This window comes from Paraburkholderia tuberum STM678, from assembly GCF_902833905.1.
In the GTDB taxonomy this organism is placed as follows: Bacteria; Pseudomonadota; Gammaproteobacteria; order Burkholderiales; family Burkholderiaceae; genus Paraburkholderia; species Paraburkholderia tuberum.
Window position 1 is genome coordinate 70,222 of the sequence record NZ_CADFGP010000020.1, and the last position, 19,795, is coordinate 90,016.

Here is a 19,795-nt window from a genome sequence, read left to right on the forward strand (position 1 = left end):
GCTCGAGCCGTCGCTCGAGCGGGTGGAAGCCGGAAAACATGGAAGCCGGTCGATGCGGCGGCGGTTGCCGCCCTCGCCGCTTCGCCTGCTCCCGCTTACGCCTGCTTGAACTCCGCCGCGCGCCGGCGCGATCAGCGCTGCGCCTCAGCCGCGTTCGTTGTTGTTCTGCCGCATCCGGTATTCGGCGCTGCGTGCGTGCGCTTGCAGACCTTCGCCGTATGCCAGTTCCGCGGCAATCTCGCCGAGCGTCTGCGCACCTTCCGCGCTGACCTCGATCAGGCTCGAACGCTTGAAGAAATCATAGACGCCGAGCGGCGACGAAAACCGTGCGGTACGCGACGTCGGCAGCACATGATTCGGGCCCGCGCAGTAGTCGCCGAGGCTCTCGCTCGTGTAACGGCCAAGGAAGATCGCGCCTGCGTGACGGATCTGCTGCGCCCACTGATGCGGCTCCAGCGCCGAAATTTCAAGGTGCTCCGGCGCGATGTCGTTGGCGATCGCGCAAGCCTCGGCCATGTCGCGCACCTTGATCAGCGCGCCGCGGTTTTCGAGCGACGTGCGGATCACTTCGCGGCGCGGCAGGGTGGGCAGCAGTTCGTCGATCGCTTCCTGCACGCGCGCGATGAACGCGTCGTCGGGGCACAGCAGGATCGACTGCGCGAGCTCGTCATGCTCGGCTTGCGAAAACAGGTCCATCGCGACCCAGCGCGGGTCGGTCGTGCCGTCGCACAACACGAGGATTTCCGACGGCCCGGCGATCATGTCGATGCCGACCGTGCCGAACACGCGACGCTTCGCCGACGCGACGTACGCGTTGCCGGGGCCGCAGATCTTGTCGACCGCGGGCACAGTCTGCGTGCCGTACGCGAGTGCAGCTACCGCCTGCGCGCCGCCGATCGTGAACACGCGATCGACGCCACCCAGCAGAGCCGCCGCGAGCACGAGCGGATTCTTCACGCCTTCCGGCGTCGGCACGACCATCACGATTTCGCGCACGCCGGCCACCCGCGCCGGTATCGCGTTCATCAGCACCGACGACGGATACGCGGCCTTGCCACCCGGCACGTAGATCCCCGCGCGATCGAGCGGCGTGACCTTCTGGCCGAGCACGGTGCCGTCGGCTTCGGTGTACTGCCAGCTATGGCTGCCGCACTCGATCTTCTGCTTCTCGTGATAGCCGCGCACGCGTGCCGCCGCCGCTTCGAGCGACGCGCGCCGCTTCGGCTCGAGACTTTCGAGCGCCGCCTCGAGCTCGGCCATCGGCAGTTCGAGTTCGGCCACGCTTTTGGCATCGACGCGATCGAAGCGATTCGTGTACTCGAGCACCGCCTCGTCGCCGCGCGCCTTCACGTCGTTCAGAATCTGCGCGACCGCGCGCTCGATGGCTTCGTCTTCGCTCGCCTCGAACGCGAGCACCGCATGCAGCGACTTGTGGAAGTCGCGAGCGGTGGAATCGAGTTTGCGAATCTTGGTAGACATACAGGTATCCGTTTCGGTAAGGCGCGCTATCAGTGCAACGTCACATTGCCATCGTCAGTCAGGCCGCCGGGGCGGCGGTTTTCGACGAAGCATTGGCAAACGCGTCGAGAATCGGCCGCAACGCGGCGCGTTTGAGCTTCAGCGCTGCCTGGTTCACGACGAGACGCGACGAAATCTGCATGATCTCCTCCACCTCGACCAGATTGTTCGCGCGCAGCGTATTACCCGAGCTGACCAGGTCGACGATCGCGTCGGCGAGACCAACCAGCGGAGCGAGTTCCATCGAACCGTACAGCTTGATCAGATCGACGTGAACGCCCTTGGCGGCAAAATGCTCACGAGCGGTTTCAACATACTTGGTCGCGACCCGCAGACGCGCGCCCTGGCGCACCGCGTTCGCATAATCGAAACCGGCCGCGACCGCGACCGACATGCGGCAACGCGCAATGTCCAGATCCACCGGCTGATACAGGCCGCTGCCGCCATGCTCGAGCAGCACGTCCTTGCCGGCCACGCCGAAGTCGGCCGCGCCGTACTCGACATAGGTCGGCACGTCGGTCGCGCGCACGACGATCACGCGCAGGTTCGGGTCGGTGGTCGGCAGAATCAGCTTGCGCGAGCTCTCCGGATCTTCCGCTACCTCGATGCCGGCCGCCGCGAGCAGCGGCAGCGTTTCCTCGAAGATACGCCCTTTCGACAACGCGAGCGTGAGCGGCGCGCTGACCGCCGGCGACGACGACGTTTGCGGCATCGAACTCATGCCCCGCTCCCGGAAACCCGGCGCACCTTCGCGCCGATCGCATTGAGCTTCGCTTCCATGCGGTCGTAGCCGCGATCGAGGTGATAGATGCGGTCGATCAGCGTCTCGCCCTCGGCGCGCAGCGCGGCGATCACAAGACTCGCGGACGCGCGCAGATCGGTGGCCATCACCTTCGCGCCGGACAGTTTTTCGACGCCGGTTACGAGCGCGGTGTTGCCGTCGATCGTGATGCTCGCGCCGAGACGGTTCAGCTCCTGGACGTGCATGAAACGGTTTTCGAAGATCGTCTCCACGACTTGCGACGTACCGTCCGCGATCGTGTTGAGCGCCATGAACTGCGCCTGCATGTCGGTCGGAAACGCCGGGTATTCGGAGGTGCGGAACGTGACCGCGCTCGGGCGCTTGTCCATGCGCACGCGCATCCAGTCGTCGCCTTCCTCGACCGTGACGCCCGCTTCGCGCAGCTTTTCGGTGACGGCTTCGAGCAGCAGCGGACGCATCTTGCGCAGCATGACGTCGCCGCCGGCCGTCGCGACCGCGCACAGGAAAGTGCCCGCTTCGATGCGGTCCGGAATCACCGTGTGCTTCGCACCGTGCAGCTTGTCGACGCCATGGATCACCAGACGGTCGGTGCCGATGCCTTCGATCTTCGCGCCCATCGCGACGAGCAGACGCGCGAGGTCGACCACTTCGGGTTCGCGCGCTGCGTTCTCGATGACCGTCTCGCCTTCGGCGAGCACCGCCGCCATCAGCAGGTTCTCGGTACCGGTCACGGTGATCATGTCGGTGACGATGCGCGCGCCCTTCAGACGCTTCGCGCGCGCTTCGATGAAGCCGTGCTCGATCGTGATCTCGGCGCCCATCGCCTGCAGACCCTTGATGTGCTGATCGACCGGACGCGCGCCGATCGCGCAGCCGCCCGGCAGCGACACGCGCGCATGACCGAAGCGCGCGACGAGCGGACCGAGCACGAGGATCGACGCGCGCATCGTCTTCACCATTTCGTACGGCGCGACGAGGTTGTCGACCTTCGACGCGTCGAGCGCGACGCGCCCTTCGCCGGCTTCGATCCGCACGCCCATCTGGCCGAGCAGCTTGAGCATCGTGCGCACGTCCTGCAGATCGGGCACGTTCTCCAGATGCACCGGATCGGCGCTCAGCAGAGCCGCGCACAGGATCGGCAATGCCGCGTTTTTCGCACCCGAGACGACAACTTCACCGGAGAGCGGGTAGCCACCTTCAATGATGAGTTTATCCATGCCTGTCGGTTCCTGATCGGCCCGGTTCGCGTCCGGACCTGCTTTGTCTGTGTTCGGCGCGCCGCTAGCGGTGTCGCGCCCTTCCTGAGTAATTCGCACAAAATTTCCAGATTACGCGTTCTGCCATTCGGCGGGCGTCAGCGTCTTCATGCTGAGCGCGTGGATTTCTTCGCGCATGCGGTCGCCGAGCGCCGCATACACGAGTTGGTGACGCTGGATCAGGCGCTTGCCTTCGAAGTTCGGCGAGACGATCGTCGCAAAGAAATGCTGACCGTCGCCTTCGACTTCGAGATGCTCGCACGCGAGTCCAGCTGCAATGTACTGTTTGACCTGTTCGGGAGTCGGCAACATGAGAGAAGCTCCTCGTCAGTGGCGCAGCTTGTAGCCGGTAGCGAGCATGCGCATCGCCACGGCGGCCAGCACCACGAAGAAACCGGCGACGATCGCGAGGCTCACCAGCGGGTCGATATCCGACACGCCGAAAAAACCATAGCGAAAGCCGTCGATCATGTAGAAAAACGGATTGAGCCGCGATACTTCGCGCCATACGGGCGGCAGCGTATGCGTCGAGTAGAACACGCCCGACAGGAACGTGAGCGGCATGATCAGAAAGTTCTGGAACGCGGCGAGCTGGTCGAACTTCTCGGCCCAAATGCCGGCGATCAGACCCAGCGTGCCGAGAATCGCCGAGCCGAACATCGCGAACACGATGATATAGAGCGGCGCGGTGAAGGCGAGCGGCACGAACCAGATCGTCACGATGAACACGCCGAAGCCGACACTCAGCCCGCGCGCCACGGCCGCGAGCACGTAGGCCGCGAACATCTCGTGGTGCGACAGCGGCGGCAGCAGCACGAACACGAGGTTGCCGGTGATCTTCGATTGAATCAGCGACGAAGAACTATTCGCGAACGCGTTCTGCAGCACGCTCATCATCACGAGGCCCGGAATCAGGAAGCTCGTGTATTCGACGCCCGGATAGACCCGCACGTGGCCGCGCAGCGCGTGGCCGAAGATGGTCAGGTAAAGCAGCGCGGTGATGACCGGCGCGAGCACGGTCTGGAACGACACCTTCCAGAAGCGCAGCAGTTCTTTGTAAAACAGCGTGCTAAATCCACTGTACCCGCTCATGCAAGCCCCTCGATCACTTCTGGACCGTTCATCACCTGAACGAATACGTCTTCGAGGTCGGCCTTGCGGACCTCGATTTCTTCGAATGTACAACCGGCCGCGCGGCATTGCGCGAGGATGCGCTCGACGTCGTCGTAGCTCGTCAGGCGCAGCAGATGCTGGCGGCCATTGCCGTTGCCGGCGCCGCTTTCCGCCTCGAGCGGACGCAGCTCGGCAGGCAGCACGCCCTGCGCGAAGCGAACGAACAGTTGCATGCCGGCGAAACGCTGCAGCAGTGTGCTGGTGCGATCGAGCGCAACGACCTCGCCACGGCGCAGCATCGCGATGCGGTCGCACAACGATTCGGCTTCTTCCAGATAGTGCGTGGTCAGCACGATCGTGTGGCCTTCGCGATTCAGGCGCGAGATGAACTTCCACAGCGTCTGGCGCAACTCGACGTCGACACCCGCGGTCGGCTCGTCGAGCACGATCACCGGCGGGCGGTGCACGAGCGCCTGCGCGACCAGCACGCGGCGCTTCATGCCGCCCGACAGCGCGCGCATGTTGGCATCGGCCTTTTCGGTGAGATCGAGATTGGCCATGATCTCGTCGATCCACGCGTCGTTGTTGCGCAGCCCGTAGTAGCCGGACTGGATGCGCAAGGTTTCGCGCACCGTGAAGAACGGATCGAACACGAGCTCCTGCGGCACCACGCCGAGCGCGCGGCGCGCGTTGCGGAAATCGTCAACGACGTCGTGACCGCGCACCGCGATGCTGCCTTCGTCGGCGCGCGCGAGACCCGCGAGTATGCTGATGAGCGTCGTCTTGCCCGCGCCGTTCGGACCGAGCAGTCCGAAGAACTCGCCTTCTTCGACCGTGAGGCTGACGCCCTTGAGCGCCTGCAAGTCCTTGTAGCGCTTCTTGACGTTACGAATTTCTATGGCTGACATGACTATGGGCCGCGTGCGTCGCGGCGCCTGAAGTAGCCCCAATGGAGCTTGGGGACGCGCAAATGCTGGAAGAAACGGGAACCGGGGCCGATTAGGGGGCCAGTTCGACGCCCCAAAAAAACGTTTGATTATAGGGCAAAAACTGACACCCCCGGCCTGGCCGGAAGGGAGGAGACGACGCTAGAGGAGCGTCAATGTCGCGCTGACGCAACCATGCTGGAGGCGCCAGAAGAGAGAAGTGTATCGACGCCGTAGGCCTGCGCGAGACTGGCGAGCCCAGCCGGCAGATTGACGATTTCGAACTTGCCGCCGCGCGCCGCCGCGGCCCGCACCCACGCGAGCAGGACGGCGAGCGCCGACGAATCGAATTGCGTGAGCGGCGCGCAATCGACGCCGCCCGCACCCGCCGCGATGCGTTGCAGACCTGCCGCGAGCGCGGCCTTCGCGCTCGCGTGGGTCAGCGTCGTGCCGCTGTCGAAGCGGTTCGCCACCGGGTTCAGCACGTCGCTCACGACTGCTTGCCCGCGGCGAGTTGCTGATTGCGCTGCGTGAGGAACTGGATCAGTCCGTCCACACCCTTCTGCTGGATCTGCTCGTTGAACTGCTGCTGATACGCCTGGATCAGCCACGCGCCGAGCACGTTGATGTCATACACGCGCCAGCCCTGCGCCGTCTTGTACAGGCGGTAGTCGAGTTCGATCGGCTGGCCGTTGTTCATCACGACCGAGCGCACCACCGTGTCGGTGTCGTCCGGGTTCATGCGGAACGGCTTGTACTGGATCTGCTGGTCGCGCACCTGCGCGAGCGCGCCCGCGTACGTCCGGATCAGCAGCATCTTGAACTGCTCGACCACCTGGTTCTGCTGTTCGGGCGTCGCGGTGCGCCAGTTACGGCCCATCGCGAGCTGGGTGGTGCGGCGGAAATCGATGTACGGCAGGATCTTTTCGTTGACGAGCGCCGTGATGTGCCTGATGTCGCCCTGCTGGATCGACTTGTCGCCCCGAATCGCGTCCATCACCTGCTGGGTGACGGTCTTGATCAGCGCGTCGGGCGAGCTGGTGTCGACGGTTTGCGCCGATGCGCCCGCGCTGATGAACGAAAACAACGCGGCAAACAACGGAATCAGGAAGAATTTTTTCATATCGAGCTTTGCCTCAAAAATAATGCAACAGTTTGAACCGACCTTATCACGCGAGTTCGACGGCAATCGATGCGCAAACTGCGAGAGTCGTATCGATCTGTTACGGCTGCACGTTCAATGCAATCTTAAGGACGGGAAGTTGAAGCGCGTGGGCGGCACCAACTGACCGGCCGGAACTTGCGTTTCCGGGCCGCCTTTCAGGTCGAGAGGCGGTGTTTCGGCGCCCGACGCGGCCTCCGGTGCCGACGCGCCTTGCGGCGTGCCCACGGCCGCGCCGGATGCGGGAGCCGGCTTGGCCGGCGCACCTGCCGCGCCCGTCTCGCCTTCGTCGTACTTCGGCAGCGGCGCTTCCTCGTCGTAGCTCGGCAGTTCCTGCGGACGCCGGCGGTTATCCGACAACAGATACTGCCGGCGCTGCAGATACGCGTTACGCACGAACGAGTATTTGTCGAGCGCTGCGCCTTCCAGCAGGTTGCTCGCTCCGAGCAGGTTCGCGCGCGTGTTGACGATGTTCAGGCCATACAGCGCCCAGCTCAGGCCCGGCGGGTCGACGTAGCTGATCGGGTTCACGTAGTAGTTGCCGAGCGAGCCGACCGCATCGCGCACCGTGCTCGGCCCGAACAGCGGCAGCACCAGATAGGGGCCCGCCGGCACGCCATAGTGGCCGAGCGTCAGACCGAGGTCGTTGTCGTGCTTCGGGAGCTTCGCGAGCGTCGCGACGTCGAACAGGCCGCCGACGCCGAACAACGTGTTGATCACGATCCGCATGATGTCGGACACGCCGTCGGCGATGCGCAGCTGCAGCAGGTTGTTCGCCGCGATATAGACGTCGCCGATGTTCGAGAAAAAGTTCGTCACGCTGTCGCGAACCGGCTGCGGCGTGACCCAAACGTAGCCCTGCGCAACCGGCTTCAGCGCGTACTGGTCGATCTTGTCGTTGACGGTGAAGATCGTACGGTTCAGCCCTTCGAACGGGTCGCCCTTGGTAGGCGTCTGCACGGTCGTGCAACCGGCGAGCAGCGCAGCCGCCACGGCGACCTTGCCGAACTGTAGGACGCGCGCGCCGCTGCGCGCGGTCTGCAGTGTCGTCTGCATCTAATTCTCCTTGTTGGCCTTACTGGGCGGCAGCGCCGGAGGCCGGCGCGCCGGGCGCCGGTGCAGGGGCGGATGCGGCGGGCTTCGCCGCGCCGGAATCCGCGGCCTTGCTATACAGGAACTGGCCGATCAGGTTTTCCAGCACGATCGCCGATTGCGTCATCGAGATCGTATCGCCGGCCTTCAGCATTTCCGAGTCGCCCCCCGGCTCGAGCCCGATGTACTGCTCGCCGAGCAGACCCGAGGTCAGGATCTTCGCCGAAGTGTCCCTCGGAAACTGATATTGCTTGTCGATATCGATCGTGACGAGCGCCTGGTAGGTGTTGCTGTCGAAGCCGATCGACGCGACCCGGCCGACCGTCACGCCGGCGCTCTTCACCGGCGCGCGTGGCTTCAGCCCGCCGATGTTGTCGAACTTCAGCTTGACCGGGTAGGTTGCCTGGAACGACAACGAGCTCATATTGCCGGCCTTCAGCGCAAGAAACAGCAACGCCACGAAACCCAGCACCACGAACAGGCCGACCCAGAAGTCGAGAACATTCTTTTTCATCGTCATCCCAAAGTGAATCCGCCGCGCCGCCGCCACCTCCCGCCGTGCGCGGCGCATCATGCACCGCCGGCAGCCGGCATGCTGCGCGGTCTTAGCTGAACATTAGTGCGGTCAGGAGGAAATCGAGCCCGAGCACCGCGAGCGACGCATACACGACCGTGCGGGTCGTCGCGCGCGACACGCCTTCCGGCGTCGGCTTCGCCTCGTAGCCCTGAAACAGCGCGACGAAGGTCACCGCGAGGCCGAACACCACACTCTTGACGACCCCGGCGCCGACATCGCGCCACACGTCGACGCCGCTTTGCATCTGCGACCAGAACGCGCCGGCATCGACGCCGATCAGCAGCACGCCCACCACGTAACCGCCCAGAACGCCGACCGCGCTGAAGATCGCGGCGAGGATCGGCATCGACACGATGCCGGCCCACAGGCGCGGCGCGATCACGACCTTGACCGGATCGACGGCCATCATTTCCATCGCGGTGAGCTGCTCGCCCGCCTTCATCAGGCCGATTTCGGCGGTCAGCGACGTGCCCGCGCGCCCGGCAAACAGCAGCGCGGTCACGACCGGCCCGAGCTCGCGCACGAGCGACAGCGCGACCAGCAACCCGAGCGCCTGCTCGGAGCCATAACGGTTCAGCGTGTAATAGCCCTGCAGCCCGAGCACGAAGCCGACGAACAGCCCCGACACCGCGATGATCACTAGCGAATAATTACCGACAAAGTGGATCTGCTTCGTGACAAGACGCGGGCGGCGCAGCAGCGGGAAAAACTCGAGCACGAGCCGCAGGAAGAAGCGCGTCGCGTAGCCGGCGGTGCCGAGCCCGGTGATGACCGAGCGACCGATCGTACTGATCATGACTGGCCTCCGCCGATGCCGAAGTCCGCCGCGAGCGGCGTCTGCGCCGGATAGTGGAATCTGAACGGGCCGTCCGGCGCGCCGTCGATGAACTGCCGCACGGTCGGATCGGTCGACGCGCGCAGTTCGTCGGGCGTGCCCTCGGCAAGCACACCGCCGTTGGACAGGAAGTACACGTAGTCGGCGATCGCGAATGATTCCGGCACGTCATGCGTGACGAGAATCGACGTGGCGCCGAGCGCCCGGTTCAGCGTGCGGATCAGGTTCGCGGTGATGCCGAGCGAGATTGGGTCGAGACCGGCGAACGGCTCGTCGTACATCATCAGTTCGGGGTCGAGCGCGATTGCGCGCGCGAGCGCCACGCGCCGCGCCATGCCGCCGGAAATCTCGGACGGCAGCAGGTCGCGCGCGCCGCGCAGGCCGACCGCGTTGAGCTTCATCAGCACGAGGTCGCGCAGCAGTTCTTCGGGGAGATCGGTATGCTCGCGAAGCGAGAAGGCGACGTTTTCGAACACCGACATGTCGGTGAACAGCGCGCCGAACTGGAACAGCATGCCCATCTTGCGGCGCAGCGCGTAAAGGCCTTCGCGCGTCTGCTCGCCGATGTCCTCGCCATGGAACAGCACCTGGCCGCGCTGGGCGCGCACGAGGCCGCCGATCAGCCGCAGCACCGTGGTCTTGCCGCAACCCGAGCCGCCCATGACCGCGACGACCTGACCGCGACGAAAGCGCAGATTCAGATTCGACAGGACGAGCCGGTCGCCGTAACCGAAGTCGACGTCGCGCAGCTCGAGTAAGGTCTCGGGATAGGAAGGCACCACACTGACAATCCTTTTACAGGGAAGGCCGAATTATAGGGCCATCGTGCAAAAGCTGCCGTGAGGTGCCCCGTTCCTTGACTATGCCTGACGATTATTGCGTAAACGTGTGTTGCAGTGCAGACACGGCGGCGGCCGGGTCGGCCGCTTCCGTCACCGCGCGCACCACGGCCGCGCAGCCGACGCCGGTCGCGAGCACGTCCGGCAGCACCTGCAGATCGATCCCGCCGATCGCGACGAGCGGCACCACGCCGTCGAGCAGCCGCACATAGCGTGCGAGGCGGCGCAAGCCCTGCGGCGCGGTCGGCATGACCTTGGTCGTGGTCGGGAACACGGCGCCCAATGCAATGTAGCTCGGCCGGAAATGCAGCGCCTTCAGCATCTCGTAGAAGCCATGAGTGGACAGGCCCAGGCGGATGCCCGTGTCGGCCAGCGCGGACAGATCCGCGGTATGCACGTCTTCCTGGCCGAGGTGCACGCCGTATGCGCCCGCCGCGAGCGCCGCCTGCCAGTGATCGTTGATGAACACCTGCGCGTCGTGCGCGCGGCCGGCCGCCACGCAGCGCGCGATTTCGCGCTTCAGCTCGTCGGCGGGTTCGGCCGACTTGCGGCGCAACTGCACCGTCTTCACGCCGAAGCCGACCACCCGTTCGACCCAGTCCGCGGTCGGCAACACCGGATACAGGCCGAGCCTTGCCGGGCAGCGCGGGAACGCCTTGGCGGGTGCCGCCGGCAGGTCGGTAAGGCGCGGAAAGCGAGCGAGGTCGGCCGGGAAAGCATCGTCGGCGCGGGTCTCGTCGCCATCGCGCCACGCGAGCGCGAGCACCAGCGCGTCGTGCGGATCGAAACCGCAGTCGAGGAACGCGGCAAGCGCGGGAATCCAGTCTTCCGCCAGATGGCCTTCGAGGCCGTACTTCTCGCCGCCCAGATGCAGCGTCGCGCGGTTTTCCGCGGCGACGATCACACCCGCACCCCGCGTCAGCCAGCGCGCGATCTGCTCGCCGTGCGGCTGTGCGTCGGCGGTCACGATCAGGTCGCCACCGTTCGGTTCGTCGGGTGCGATCAGGCAGATGCGCCACGGCGCGTGCGTCGGCGGCCAGTCGCCGAGACGTGCGCGGATGCGCTCGGCGGCTTCGATGAGTTCGTCGGCCGTCGGCCAGAACAGATCGCGGTCCTTCAGCGTCAACGACTGAGTCATGCGGCACCTCCATCCTGATGCCAGAACGGCATGCCGACCACCGGCGTGCTCGCGTGCGCGCTCTCGCGCTCGGCCATCGGGCCCGCGAGATACGCTTGCCGACCCGCCTCGACGCCCAGCGCGAACGCGCGCGCCATCGCGTCGGGGTGCGTCGCCTGCGACACGGCCGTGTTCAGCAGCACGCCGTCGAAGCCCCACTCCATCACCTGGGCCGCATGCGACGGCACGCCGAGCCCGGCGTCGACGATCAGCGGCACGTCCGGCAGCCGCTCGCGCAACACGCGCAGCCCGTATGGATTGATCACGCCCTTGCCGGTGCCGATCGGCGCGCCCCACGGCATCAGCGCCTCGCAGCCGGCGTCGAGCAGACGGCGGCCGATCACCAGATCTTCGGTGCAGTACGGCAGCACCTTGAAGCCATCCTTGACGAGCCGCGCGGCGGCTTCGATCAGGCCGACCGGGTCGGGCTGCAGTGTGTAGTCGTCGCCGATCAGTTCGAGCTTGATCCACTCGGTCTCGAAGATTTCGCGCGCCATGTGCGCGGTCGTCACCGCTTCACCGACGCTCAGGCAACCCGCCGTGTTCGGCAAGAGCGGCACGCCATGGCGCTTGAGCAGATCGAAGAAGCCGGCTTCGGCGTGGCCCTCGTTCATCTGACGGCGCAGCGCGACCGTCACCATGCCGGGGCGCGCGGCGTCGATCGAATCGGACAGCGATTGCAGCGACGGATAGCGCGATGTGCCGAGCAGCACGCGGCTTGCAAAAGTTTGACCGTATAGCGTCAGCGCGTCGGCGGTCTCGTGAGAAGTCATTTGCATCATCCTGGTTTGCCCTCGCGGCTAGAACCGACCGCGTTGCGGCAATGGGTTTTCGGCGACGGTTGTTGCGTTCGGTAAGCGACAGGCTGGCGCGGTCGCGCTCAGCCGCCCGCGACCGGCTGCACGACGTCGAGCCGGTCGCCCGTTTGCAACGCGCGCGCCGCATGCTGCGCACGCGCGACGAAATCGCCGTTGAGCGCGACCGCGAACGGCGGACGCGCGCCAAAGGCGGCGAGCGCATCGGCGACGGTCGCGCCCTCGGGCAGCGACAACGGCTTCTGATTGATATGAATGTCCATGGTGTTCGAATGCGGTTCAATCGATGGCGCAAGCGGCATCGCGCGCGGCACGTTGGCCGCTACGCTCGGGCCGGCTCGCGCGCGAAATGCTGCTGGAACAGCTCGCTCCAGCGTGAGTCGCGCCGCCAGCCGGCGAATGCGTCGGCATCACCGACGCGGCCGTCGAGCAGCGCGCTCGCGAAGCGCACGGCTTCGTCGGCGACTTCGGGCGCGATCATGTAGCCGTGCCGGTACAGGCCGTTCACGCGCAGCGTGCGCGCGCCGTCCCACAGCAGCGCGGGACGATGATCGGGCAAGGTCGGCCGGCACTGCGAATTCAGCTCGAGAATGCGCGCCTCGCCGAAGCCCGGGTGCACCGAAAACGCCGCGCTCAGCAACTCGAGCGCCGAACGCACGCTGACGGGCGACATGTCCTCGCCCTCCACCTCGGTCGCGCCGATCACGTAGAGGCCGTTCTGCTTCGGCGCGATATACAGCGGGTAACGCGGATGCAGTAGCCGCACCGGGCGCGTCAGCTGCAGGTGAGGCGCATGCACGCGCGCAACTTCGCCGCGGATGCCGCGCAGCGTCGGCAGCACCGGCTTCGCGCCGAGCCCGCGGCAATCGATGGTGATGCCGGCCTCGGGCAGCGACGCGTCGTCGATCGGCGTGTTCCAGTGCGTGTCGACGCCGCGCTCGGCAAGCCCGGCCGCGAGCGCGGACAGCACCTGGCGGTTGTCGAGCTGGCCTTCTCGCGGCAGCAGCCAGCCTTGGCTGAAGCGGCCGGCCAACGCGGGTTCGGCGGCGCCGAGCTGCGCGCCCGCCAACGCGACGAAGCCGCCGTCGAGCAACTCGGCCGGCGCGTTCGCACGCACGCGCCGCTCGAATAGCGGCGCCTCGGTGCGATCCGCGTGATGCCAGACGACGAGCGTGCCGTTGCGCTGGAAAAACACCGGCTCCGGCAGTTCGGCAAGCACGCGCGGCCAGCTTTCGAGCGAACTCGCGCCAAGCCGCGTGATCAGCAGCTCGGCGCTCGCGGCCTCTGCCAGCGGTGCGAGCATCGCGGCGGCGACCCACGCGGCAGCCTGCGAACCGGTGGCATCGCCGCGCTCGTAGAGCGCCACGCGATGCCCGTCGCCAGCGAGGCGCCACGCGACCAGGCGGCCGCACAGGCCGCCGCCGAGCACGGCGAAATCGGGTCGGGCGGGACGGTTCATCGCGCGCGCTCCGTTCGACTGCGGTGGGCAAAACCAAAACGGCACGGCTCGCCCGAGGCGGCGTGACGAAGGGAAAAATGCATGTCTGAAGAATAGGCGGTCATCGAGTCCTTTCCGTACGGCCAAAAACGCACGTACCCAGGACGAAACCGGCGGGTGAAGCCGGCCGGTCACGACGTGCACATGTGAGCTGCGCTCGCCGCCCGGCGGGGAATGGAAGACGGTTGCTTCCGGAAACTTCCCGCGCCGGTATTACCCGGATCGGGTGCAAAGGGTCTCTCTCAGCCTCGCCGCCCCGGCATGAAAGTCATGCCGCCTGTGGGCGAAGCACCCCTGTTTCGTCGCAGGTTATTAGACCATAAAAGGCGCGGCGCCCGCAAACCAGCGCTCCGCGGTCGCCACCCCAATTTTGATCTGGCACCGTCTATCGAGATGCCGGTGCGAAGCGGCCCGGCGCTCTGGCACAATGCCGTGATCGGTGCCGCAAAAACGCGGCGCGCGCGGCACTCGTGGCCGCATGCGTGGCGGCGGCACCCCGGCGGATGCCGGCCCCGAAAATTAATTTTCGCTTAAGGGCGTCACGCCAGAATCGGGCGCCCGTCCGGACTCGCGTCATCGAGCGTGATGGCGCGATGACCGGCCAGGTATCGCAGACCCGCGGCAGCCACACCCTCGCAAAGGCGCCTGCTGTTCGCGGGATCGCCCGACATGGGTCAACCAGATCGGACCCGTACGCCGGAATGGCACTTCGGGTCAGCACTTCATCAGGATGCTCATGACACCACATACTTCCGCCAGCCCCGCGCTGCCGCCCGACGAAAAGGTCTCCGCGTGGACCCTGATCAAGCCCTACTGGGTTTCCGAGGAACGAGGCATCGCGTGGGGGCTGCTCGTCACGATCATCGTGATGAACCTGCTCGTCGTCTGGATCAACGTGCGCCTGAATAGCTGGAGCAGGGACTTCTACAACGCGCTGCAGGCGAAGAACGTCCACGACTTCCCGCACCTGCTGATGATCTTCACCGGACTCGCGTTCGGTTTCATCATCCTCGCCGTGTATGGACGCTATCTGCGCCAGATGCTCGGCTTCCGCTGGCGCCAGTGGCTGACCACCCGCTACCTGAACGAGTGGCTCGACGACAGCGCGTTCTACCGCATCGAGCGCGACCGCCTCGCCGACAACCCCGACCAGCGGATCAGCGACGACCTGCAGTCGTTCGCGACCACCACGCTGTCGCTGACGCTCGATCTGCTGTCGACCGTCGTCACGCTCGTGTCGTTCATCACGATCCTGTGGTCGCTCGCGGGCGCGTTGAGCATCTCGCTCGGCGGCATGCCGCTGCAGATCCCCGGCTATATGGTGTGGGCCGCGGCGCTATATGCGGTGGGCGGCTCGCTCGTCACGCAGAAGGTCGGCCATCCGCTCGTGTCGATCAACTATCAGGCGCAGAAAGTCGAGGCCGATTTCCGTTTCGGCTTGATACGGCTGCGTGAGAACGCCGAGCAGATCGCGTTCTACAACGGCATGGAAACCGAGAAGACGAACGCGCGCACGCTGTTCGGCCGCATCCGCGACAACTGGTGGCAGGTGATGAAGTACACGAAGCGCCTCACCTTCGTGCTGAGCTTCTACGGCCAGATCGCGATCATTTTCCCGATCGTCGTCGCCTCGCCGCGCTACTTCGCGGGCGCGTTCACGTTCGGCGTGCTGATGCAGATTTCGAGCGCGTTCGGCACGGTCAGCGATTCGTTCTCGTGGTTCATCAACAGTTATACGAGCCTCGTCGAATGGCGCGCGACCGTGAACCGGTTGCGCGAATTCAAGCGCGTCGTGCATTCGCCGCGTCTGAAGGAATCGGTGTCGCCGGCCACGGAACATGGCGGCATCAATCTGCATTTCGTCGACAGCAACACGCTTACCACCGACAGCCTCCAGCTCGCGCTGCCCAATGGCAACCCACTGTCGCGCATCCGCGATATCGTGATCCGGCCGGGCTCGCGCTGGCTCGTGCGCGGTCCGTCGGGCGCCGGCAAGAGCACGCTGATGCGCGCGCTCGCGGGCCTGTGGCCGTTCGGCGACGGCTCGATCGACGCACCGGTCAACGCGCGCATGATGTTCATCCCGCAGGTCAGCTACATGCCGATCGGCACGCTGAAGGCGGCGCTCGCGTATCCGTCGGCGGCGGACACCTATGACGACGACGAATGCCGCGACGCGCTCATCACCTGCCATCTGTCGGAATACGCGGACCGTCTGCAGGAAACGGCGCACTGGACTCGCGTGCTGTCGCCGGGTGAACAGCAGCGCTTCGCCGCCGCGCGCGTGCTGCTGCACAAGCCGGACTACCTGTTCCTCGACGAAGCGACCAGCGCGCTCGACGCGGAAAACGAGGCGCGGCTCTATCGGCTGTTCACCGAGCGGTTGCCGAAGGCTGCGATCGTCAGCGTCGCGCATCGCGAATCGCTCGCAGCGTTCCATCACGAAACGCTCGACGTCGAGCGTTCTGTCGAAGCGGTAGCGGCGTGAGCGACGCGAGCGGCGCTCACGTCAGCGAAGCGCACGGCACCGCCGCTCGCGTCGTGCTGATCACCGGCGCCGGTTCCGGCATCGGCGCGGCGCTCGCACGGCGCCTCGCGGCGCCGCATACGTCGTTGATGCTGCACGCGCGCGGCGCAGACGACGCCTCCCGTCGACGGCTCGTGCAGGTTGCCGCCGACTGCACGGCAAGCGGCGCACGCTGCGCGACCGTGTTCGGCGACCTCGCCGAGCGCGGCGCGGCGGAGCACGTGATCCATCAGACGCTCGCGAGCTTCGGCGCACTCGATCAACTGGTCGCGAACGCCGGCCATGCGCAGCGCCAAACGCTGGCCGCGCTCGATCCCGACACCTTCGGCGCCGCCTTCGCCGCGATGCCAGCCGCCTTCGCCGCGCTCGTGCGGCGCGCGATGCCCGCGCTCGAAACATCGAAGCGCGGTCGCGTGGTCGCCTTGAGTTCGTTCGTCGCGCATCGCTATCGCGCGGATGCGCCATTCGCCGCGACGGCGGCCGCGAAAGCGGCACTCGAAGCGCTTGCGAAAACGGCGGCCGCGGAGCTCGCGCCGCTCGGCGTGACCGTCAATTGCGTGGCGCCGGGCTACACGCGCAAGGATCGCGGCCCAAGCGCCGACAACGCGGCCGTGTGGGCGCACGCCGCCGAAGCCACGCCGCTCGGTCACGTCGCCGAACCGGACGACGTCGCCGCGCTGATCGCATTCCTGCTGTCCGACGCGGCACGCCACATCACCGGCCAGGTGATTCACATCGATGGCGGCTTGACGCTCGGTTAAGCCTCGCCTGCGCGCCGGCACCTCCGGGCGCAACATCCGGAAAGACACGAGAAGAGTTCGAAAGCATTTGCGGAGCGCGCAAGCTGTTCCGCGCTTTGAAAATGCCTGCGAGCAGCGACGATAGTCGTACGGGCCGCGCCATGCGCCGGCCGTCGTTGATGTCAGTCACGTCTTTCATCGCAACCGCTCTTCGGACTCCTCGCCCATGTCATTCGCTCGCCGTGTTTCACCTTTGCTCCCGTCTTTGCTCCCGCGCATCGCGCTCGCCTGCGGCGCGGCGCTGCTGCTCACGAACGCCGTCGATGCCGCGCAAACGACCGGGCCGAACCAACCCGCCGATATCTGCGCGGCGCTCACGCACATCGTCGATGCGAGCGATTTCCGGCGACTGCCAAACGAGACCGCCGCGCAACTGCCGGGCGTCTCCCATCCCGACGATTGCCGCGCCAGCCCGCACGCGTACGACTGCCACTGGCGTGCGCACTGGCAAGCCGACGGCGTCATCAACGATCCGCTCGAAGAACTCGGCGCCGACATCGCCGCCTGCTTTCCGCGCGTCGTGCACGACGTCAACACACCCGTGCGCCAGCATTTCGTCGTGACCACCGACGCCCGTCGCGTGAACGTCACCGCGAGCGTGCAAGGTCAGAACGAACTGCGACTGCGCGTGACGCGCTGAGCGCGCGGCCGTCGCTGCTTTTGATGCTCCATCGCATTTTGTGACCGGGATCGGGCGCTGCCTCATGACCTCGCCGCCTTCGCCGCGACGCTGACGCTCGCGCTCGACGGTTGCGCCTGGACGCTGATCCAGGCCGCCGACGCCACCGGCTCCGTCATCCAGGCCGGCTACGCGATCGCGTCGAACTACTCGTCGCCGACCTTCGTCAACGGCCGGCCCGCGGATTTGCAGCACCTCTGCATCGAAGTGAACCCGACGGTGTCGGTCGGCGATTTCGTGCCGGCGCTGCAGCTCGCGCTCGAGCGGCGCGGTATTCATTCGGACATCTACAATCCGGGCACCTCGCCGGCCGGCTGCGAAGCGCGGCTCGTCTACGACGCCGCGATCGGCTATGGCCGCCGCTCGACGCTGATCCAGAGTGGCCGCATTCTGGTCACCGCGCGCTATCAGACCGGCGGCCTGAACACCGACCGTTTTTCGTCGGCCTCGGTCAAGCTCGGCGGACTGATCGAGCGGATGGTGGTCGATCGGACCGATTTCCCGCATCAAGCGCAGCAACAGCAGACCCTGCAAACCTCGCAGGCTTTCCCGCCGCCCCACTGAGTGCTCGCGGCTTTGCTTTCGCTTGCAGCGCCTTACACGGGAAAGGATTGGAAAGCGGTATACGCTTTGCGCGGCCCGTGCGCATCACTAAGATGACCTGAATGAACCAGACCATCCTGATCGTCGATGACGATCCCGTCGTACGCGAGCTCGTCGGCGAATATCTGCACGGCCGCGGCTTCAAGGTCGCCATGCTGGAAAATGGCTTGGCGTTGCAGCGCAGATTGCAGCAGGAGCGTCCCGCGCTCGTCGTGCTCGACATCATGATGCCGGAGCTCGACGGCATCAGCGCGCTGCGCGCCTTGCGTGTCGCCGGCGACGACATTCCCGTGATCCTGCTGACCGCGCGCGCCGATCCGATCGATCGCGTGATCGGCCTCGAACTCGGCGCCGACGACTATCTCGGCAAGCCTTTCGAACCGAGCGAGCTCGTCGCGCGGATTCGCACCGTGCTGCGGCGTCGCGACTCGATCGCGCCGGGCGCGCCCGAACAGCGCGCGCCCTATCATTTCGGCCGCTTCGAAGTGAACTTCCCCGCGCGCGAACTGCGCCGCGACGGCGAACGCATCACGCTGCGTTCGAGCGAATTCGCGATGCTGAAGGTGTTCGTCACGCACGCGATGACCGTGCTCACGCGTGCGCAGCTGCTCGAAAAACTGCACGGCAATAGCGAAGCGCATCGCAACCGCAGTCTCGACGTATCGATCTGGCGCTTGCGTCGATTGATCGAAGTGGATCCGTCGGAACCGCGCTACGTGCAGACGGTGTGGGGACGCGGCTACGTGTTCGTGCCGGACGGCGAGATCGGCGCGGCCGAACGCGGGCTTGCGCCGCCGCTCGGTTAGCGGCGCCTGACGGTCGAAGCCGGTTGATGCGGCCCACGCGTCGCACGTAACGCGCAGCGCGGTGTCGCGCGCACCGCGCTGACCCGGCTGACGGTCAAAACGTCAGCACACTCAGAAACATCCTCTGCAGCCAGCCCATCGTCGTCGCATCGTTGACCATGCCGAGGCCCGCCTGCTCGATGCGCGCGTTCGCGACCTTGCTCGACGCGACGTAATTGCCTGCTTCGATGTCCTTGGGATTGACGATGCCCGAGAGTCGAAGACGGTCGCGGGTCCCGCTCATCGCGATCACCTTCTCGCCTGACACGACGAGATTGCCGCCCGACACCGTGCCGATCACGGTCACGGCTAGCGTGCCCGTCATGTCGCTGATGTCGCTCAGATTGCCCTGCCCTTTGTAGTCGGTGCCGGCAGAGCCGATGTTGAAGAGTTTGGCGAGTCGCGCGGCGGCATTCGTCGATTGATCCGCGGCAGTCGCGGTGATGCTGCTCGTGCGGTTCGCCGACGCGCTCGCGCTGTTGTTGCCGCTATACGATTCCGACAGCCGGATCGTCAGCACGTCGCCGACGTGCTGCGCGCGCGGCGTCTCATACAGCAGCAGCGGCGCGCCGGCCTGATAGATCGCGCCTTGCGTGTTGACGTTCAACGGCGCGGACGCGAGCGGCGGCGCCATCGGCGTTTCGACGATCGACCCGGTCTGCGCGCTCGAACAGGCCGCGAGACAGCTCGCGGCGCCGAGCACGAGGGTGAGACGTAGCGCGGTCATGCTGGCTCCGTGGCGGAAAGGATGAAAGGAGTCGAAGTGAGGC

General features: G+C 66.1%; 22 protein-coding genes and 1 riboswitch. Of the genes, 5 read left to right on the top strand and 17 right to left on the bottom strand.

Annotated elements, in window-relative coordinates:
• Positions 1-144 precede the first annotated feature (144 nt).
• The 16 genes from hisD to HWY30_RS19080 form a co-directional block, all read right to left on the bottom strand.
• Positions 145-1,479 (bottom strand): histidinol dehydrogenase, encoded by a 1,335-nt coding sequence (hisD, locus tag HWY30_RS19005; protein ID WP_090802094.1) that lies wholly within the window; start codon positions 1,477-1,479, stop codon positions 145-147.
• Positions 1,480-1,537: 58 nt separating this feature from the next.
• Positions 1,538-2,239, bottom strand: coding sequence for an ATP phosphoribosyltransferase (gene hisG, locus HWY30_RS19010; RefSeq protein WP_090802096.1), 702 nt, complete (start codon positions 2,237-2,239; stop codon positions 1,538-1,540).
• Complete coding sequence (murA, locus tag HWY30_RS19015; protein WP_090802097.1) at positions 2,236-3,498, bottom strand: UDP-N-acetylglucosamine 1-carboxyvinyltransferase; 1,263 nt, start codon at positions 3,496-3,498, stop codon at positions 2,236-2,238. The genes hisG and murA overlap by 4 nt, the downstream gene beginning before the upstream one ends.
• A 111-nt stretch (positions 3,499-3,609) precedes the next feature.
• Positions 3,610-3,849 carry a BolA family protein gene (locus HWY30_RS19020; RefSeq protein ID WP_008918725.1) on the bottom strand — a complete coding sequence of 80 codons (240 nt, stop codon included), beginning with the start codon at positions 3,847-3,849 and terminating at the stop codon, positions 3,610-3,612.
• Positions 3,850-3,864: 15 nt separating this feature from the next.
• Positions 3,865-4,629: an ABC transporter permease gene (locus HWY30_RS19025; RefSeq protein WP_090802099.1), complete on the bottom strand. Its 765-nt coding sequence runs from the start codon at positions 4,627-4,629 to the stop codon at positions 3,865-3,867.
• On the bottom strand, positions 4,626-5,558 hold the full coding sequence (locus HWY30_RS19030; RefSeq protein WP_090802100.1) for an ABC transporter ATP-binding protein: 933 nt from the start codon (positions 5,556-5,558) through the stop codon (positions 4,626-4,628). Before HWY30_RS19030 ends, HWY30_RS19025 begins: the two co-directional genes overlap by 4 nt.
• Before the next feature lie 191 nt (positions 5,559-5,749).
• Entirely contained in the window at positions 5,750-6,070 is a 321-nt protein-coding gene (locus HWY30_RS19035; RefSeq protein WP_090802102.1) for an STAS domain-containing protein, read from the bottom strand.
• The gene (locus HWY30_RS19040; protein ID WP_090802103.1) at positions 6,067-6,699 is read right to left on the bottom strand and encodes an MlaC/ttg2D family ABC transporter substrate-binding protein; all 633 of its coding nucleotides are present in this window, start codon (positions 6,697-6,699) and stop codon (positions 6,067-6,069) included. Before HWY30_RS19040 ends, HWY30_RS19035 begins: the two co-directional genes overlap by 4 nt.
• A gap of 114 nt (positions 6,700-6,813) precedes the next feature.
• On the bottom strand, positions 6,814-7,794 hold the full coding sequence (locus HWY30_RS19045; RefSeq protein WP_090802105.1) for an MlaA family lipoprotein: 981 nt from the start codon (positions 7,792-7,794) through the stop codon (positions 6,814-6,816).
• Between the two features lie 19 nt (positions 7,795-7,813).
• Positions 7,814-8,344, bottom strand: a complete 531-nt coding sequence (mlaD, locus tag HWY30_RS19050; protein WP_090805493.1) for an outer membrane lipid asymmetry maintenance protein MlaD — start codon at positions 8,342-8,344, stop codon at positions 7,814-7,816.
• A 91-nt stretch (positions 8,345-8,435) separates the two neighbouring features.
• Positions 8,436-9,203 (bottom strand): lipid asymmetry maintenance ABC transporter permease subunit MlaE, encoded by a 768-nt coding sequence (mlaE, locus tag HWY30_RS19055; RefSeq protein ID WP_018420057.1) that lies wholly within the window; start codon positions 9,201-9,203, stop codon positions 8,436-8,438.
• Positions 9,200-10,024: an ABC transporter ATP-binding protein gene (locus HWY30_RS19060; protein WP_018420056.1), complete on the bottom strand. Its 825-nt coding sequence runs from the start codon at positions 10,022-10,024 to the stop codon at positions 9,200-9,202. Before HWY30_RS19060 ends, mlaE begins: the two co-directional genes overlap by 4 nt.
• 91 nt (positions 10,025-10,115) lie before the next feature.
• Positions 10,116-11,219 carry a thiamine phosphate synthase gene (gene thiE / locus HWY30_RS19065; RefSeq protein ID WP_090802106.1) on the bottom strand — a complete coding sequence of 368 codons (1,104 nt, stop codon included), beginning with the start codon at positions 11,217-11,219 and terminating at the stop codon, positions 10,116-10,118.
• Positions 11,216-12,031 (bottom strand): thiazole synthase, encoded by an 816-nt coding sequence (locus HWY30_RS19070; RefSeq protein ID WP_090805494.1) that lies wholly within the window; start codon positions 12,029-12,031, stop codon positions 11,216-11,218. The genes thiE and HWY30_RS19070 overlap by 4 nt, the downstream gene beginning before the upstream one ends.
• Positions 12,032-12,138: 107 nt before the next feature.
• Positions 12,139-12,336 carry a sulfur carrier protein ThiS gene (gene thiS, locus HWY30_RS19075; protein WP_026225709.1) on the bottom strand — a complete coding sequence of 66 codons (198 nt, stop codon included), beginning with the start codon at positions 12,334-12,336 and terminating at the stop codon, positions 12,139-12,141.
• A gap of 59 nt (positions 12,337-12,395) precedes the next feature.
• Positions 12,396-13,532 (bottom strand): FAD-dependent oxidoreductase, encoded by a 1,137-nt coding sequence (locus tag HWY30_RS19080; RefSeq protein WP_090802108.1) that lies wholly within the window; start codon positions 13,530-13,532, stop codon positions 12,396-12,398.
• A 221-nt stretch (positions 13,533-13,753) separates the two neighbouring features.
• Positions 13,754-13,877, bottom strand: a riboswitch (TPP riboswitch).
• 430 nt (positions 13,878-14,307) lie between these two features.
• Between HWY30_RS19080 and HWY30_RS19085 the strand changes: the two genes are divergently transcribed.
• From HWY30_RS19085 to HWY30_RS19105, 5 genes are all read left to right on the top strand, one after another.
• Positions 14,308-16,059 (top strand): ABC transporter ATP-binding protein/permease, encoded by a 1,752-nt coding sequence (locus HWY30_RS19085; RefSeq protein ID WP_090805496.1) that lies wholly within the window; start codon positions 14,308-14,310, stop codon positions 16,057-16,059.
• Positions 16,056-16,859 carry an SDR family NAD(P)-dependent oxidoreductase gene (locus HWY30_RS19090; RefSeq protein WP_090802109.1) on the top strand — a complete coding sequence of 268 codons (804 nt, stop codon included), beginning with the start codon at positions 16,056-16,058 and terminating at the stop codon, positions 16,857-16,859. The genes HWY30_RS19085 and HWY30_RS19090 overlap by 4 nt, the downstream gene beginning before the upstream one ends.
• A 205-nt stretch (positions 16,860-17,064) precedes the next feature.
• Complete coding sequence (locus HWY30_RS19095; protein ID WP_090802111.1) at positions 17,065-17,538, top strand: hypothetical protein; 474 nt, start codon at positions 17,065-17,067, stop codon at positions 17,536-17,538.
• 57 nt (positions 17,539-17,595) lie between these two features.
• Complete coding sequence (locus tag HWY30_RS19100) at positions 17,596-18,141, top strand: hypothetical protein (protein ID WP_090802112.1); 546 nt, start codon at positions 17,596-17,598, stop codon at positions 18,139-18,141.
• Between the two features lie 101 nt (positions 18,142-18,242).
• Entirely contained in the window at positions 18,243-18,986 is a 744-nt protein-coding gene (locus HWY30_RS19105) for a response regulator (RefSeq protein ID WP_090802114.1), read from the top strand.
• Between the two features lie 94 nt (positions 18,987-19,080).
• Here the strand turns inward: HWY30_RS19105 and HWY30_RS19110 are convergent, their stop codons facing one another.
• Positions 19,081-19,752 carry a flagellar basal body L-ring protein FlgH gene (locus tag HWY30_RS19110; RefSeq protein WP_090802116.1) on the bottom strand — a complete coding sequence of 224 codons (672 nt, stop codon included), beginning with the start codon at positions 19,750-19,752 and terminating at the stop codon, positions 19,081-19,083.
• Between the last annotated feature and the right edge of the window lie 43 nt (positions 19,753-19,795).

Bases quoted from the DNA above. Each gene is read 5' to 3' on its own strand.
- hisD (WP_090802094.1), bottom strand. From the start codon at position 1,479: ATGTCTACCAAGATTCGCAAACTCGATTCCACCGCTCGCGACTTCCAC.
- hisG (WP_090802096.1), bottom strand. From the start codon at position 2,239: ATGAGTTCGATGCCGCAAACGTCGTCGTCGCCGGCGGTCAGCGCGCCG.
- murA (WP_090802097.1), bottom strand. From the start codon at position 3,498: ATGGATAAACTCATCATTGAAGGTGGCTACCCGCTCTCCGGTGAAGTT.
- HWY30_RS19020 (WP_008918725.1), bottom strand. From the start codon at position 3,849: ATGTTGCCGACTCCCGAACAGGTCAAACAGTACATTGCAGCTGGACTC.
- HWY30_RS19025 (WP_090802099.1), bottom strand. From the start codon at position 4,629: ATGAGCGGGTACAGTGGATTTAGCACGCTGTTTTACAAAGAACTGCTG.
- HWY30_RS19030 (WP_090802100.1), bottom strand. From the start codon at position 5,558: ATGTCAGCCATAGAAATTCGTAACGTCAAGAAGCGCTACAAGGACTTG.
- HWY30_RS19040 (WP_090802103.1), bottom strand. From the start codon at position 6,699: ATGAAAAAATTCTTCCTGATTCCGTTGTTTGCCGCGTTGTTTTCGTTC.
- HWY30_RS19045 (WP_090802105.1), bottom strand. From the start codon at position 7,794: ATGCAGACGACACTGCAGACCGCGCGCAGCGGCGCGCGCGTCCTACAG.
- mlaD (WP_090805493.1), bottom strand. From the start codon at position 8,344: ATGAAAAAGAATGTTCTCGACTTCTGGGTCGGCCTGTTCGTGGTGCTG.
- mlaE (WP_018420057.1), bottom strand. From the start codon at position 9,203: ATGATCAGTACGATCGGTCGCTCGGTCATCACCGGGCTCGGCACCGCC.
- thiE (WP_090802106.1), bottom strand. From the start codon at position 11,219: ATGACTCAGTCGTTGACGCTGAAGGACCGCGATCTGTTCTGGCCGACG.
- HWY30_RS19070 (WP_090805494.1), bottom strand. From the start codon at position 12,031: ATGACTTCTCACGAGACCGCCGACGCGCTGACGCTATACGGTCAAACT.
- thiS (WP_026225709.1), bottom strand. From the start codon at position 12,336: ATGGACATTCATATCAATCAGAAGCCGTTGTCGCTGCCCGAGGGCGCG.
- HWY30_RS19080 (WP_090802108.1), bottom strand. From the start codon at position 13,532: ATGAACCGTCCCGCCCGACCCGATTTCGCCGTGCTCGGCGGCGGCCTG.
- HWY30_RS19085 (WP_090805496.1), top strand. From the start codon at position 14,308: ATGACACCACATACTTCCGCCAGCCCCGCGCTGCCGCCCGACGAAAAG.
- HWY30_RS19095 (WP_090802111.1), top strand. From the start codon at position 17,065: ATGTCATTCGCTCGCCGTGTTTCACCTTTGCTCCCGTCTTTGCTCCCG.
- HWY30_RS19105 (WP_090802114.1), top strand. From the start codon at position 18,243: ATGAACCAGACCATCCTGATCGTCGATGACGATCCCGTCGTACGCGAG.
- HWY30_RS19110 (WP_090802116.1), bottom strand. From the start codon at position 19,752: ATGACCGCGCTACGTCTCACCCTCGTGCTCGGCGCCGCGAGCTGTCTC.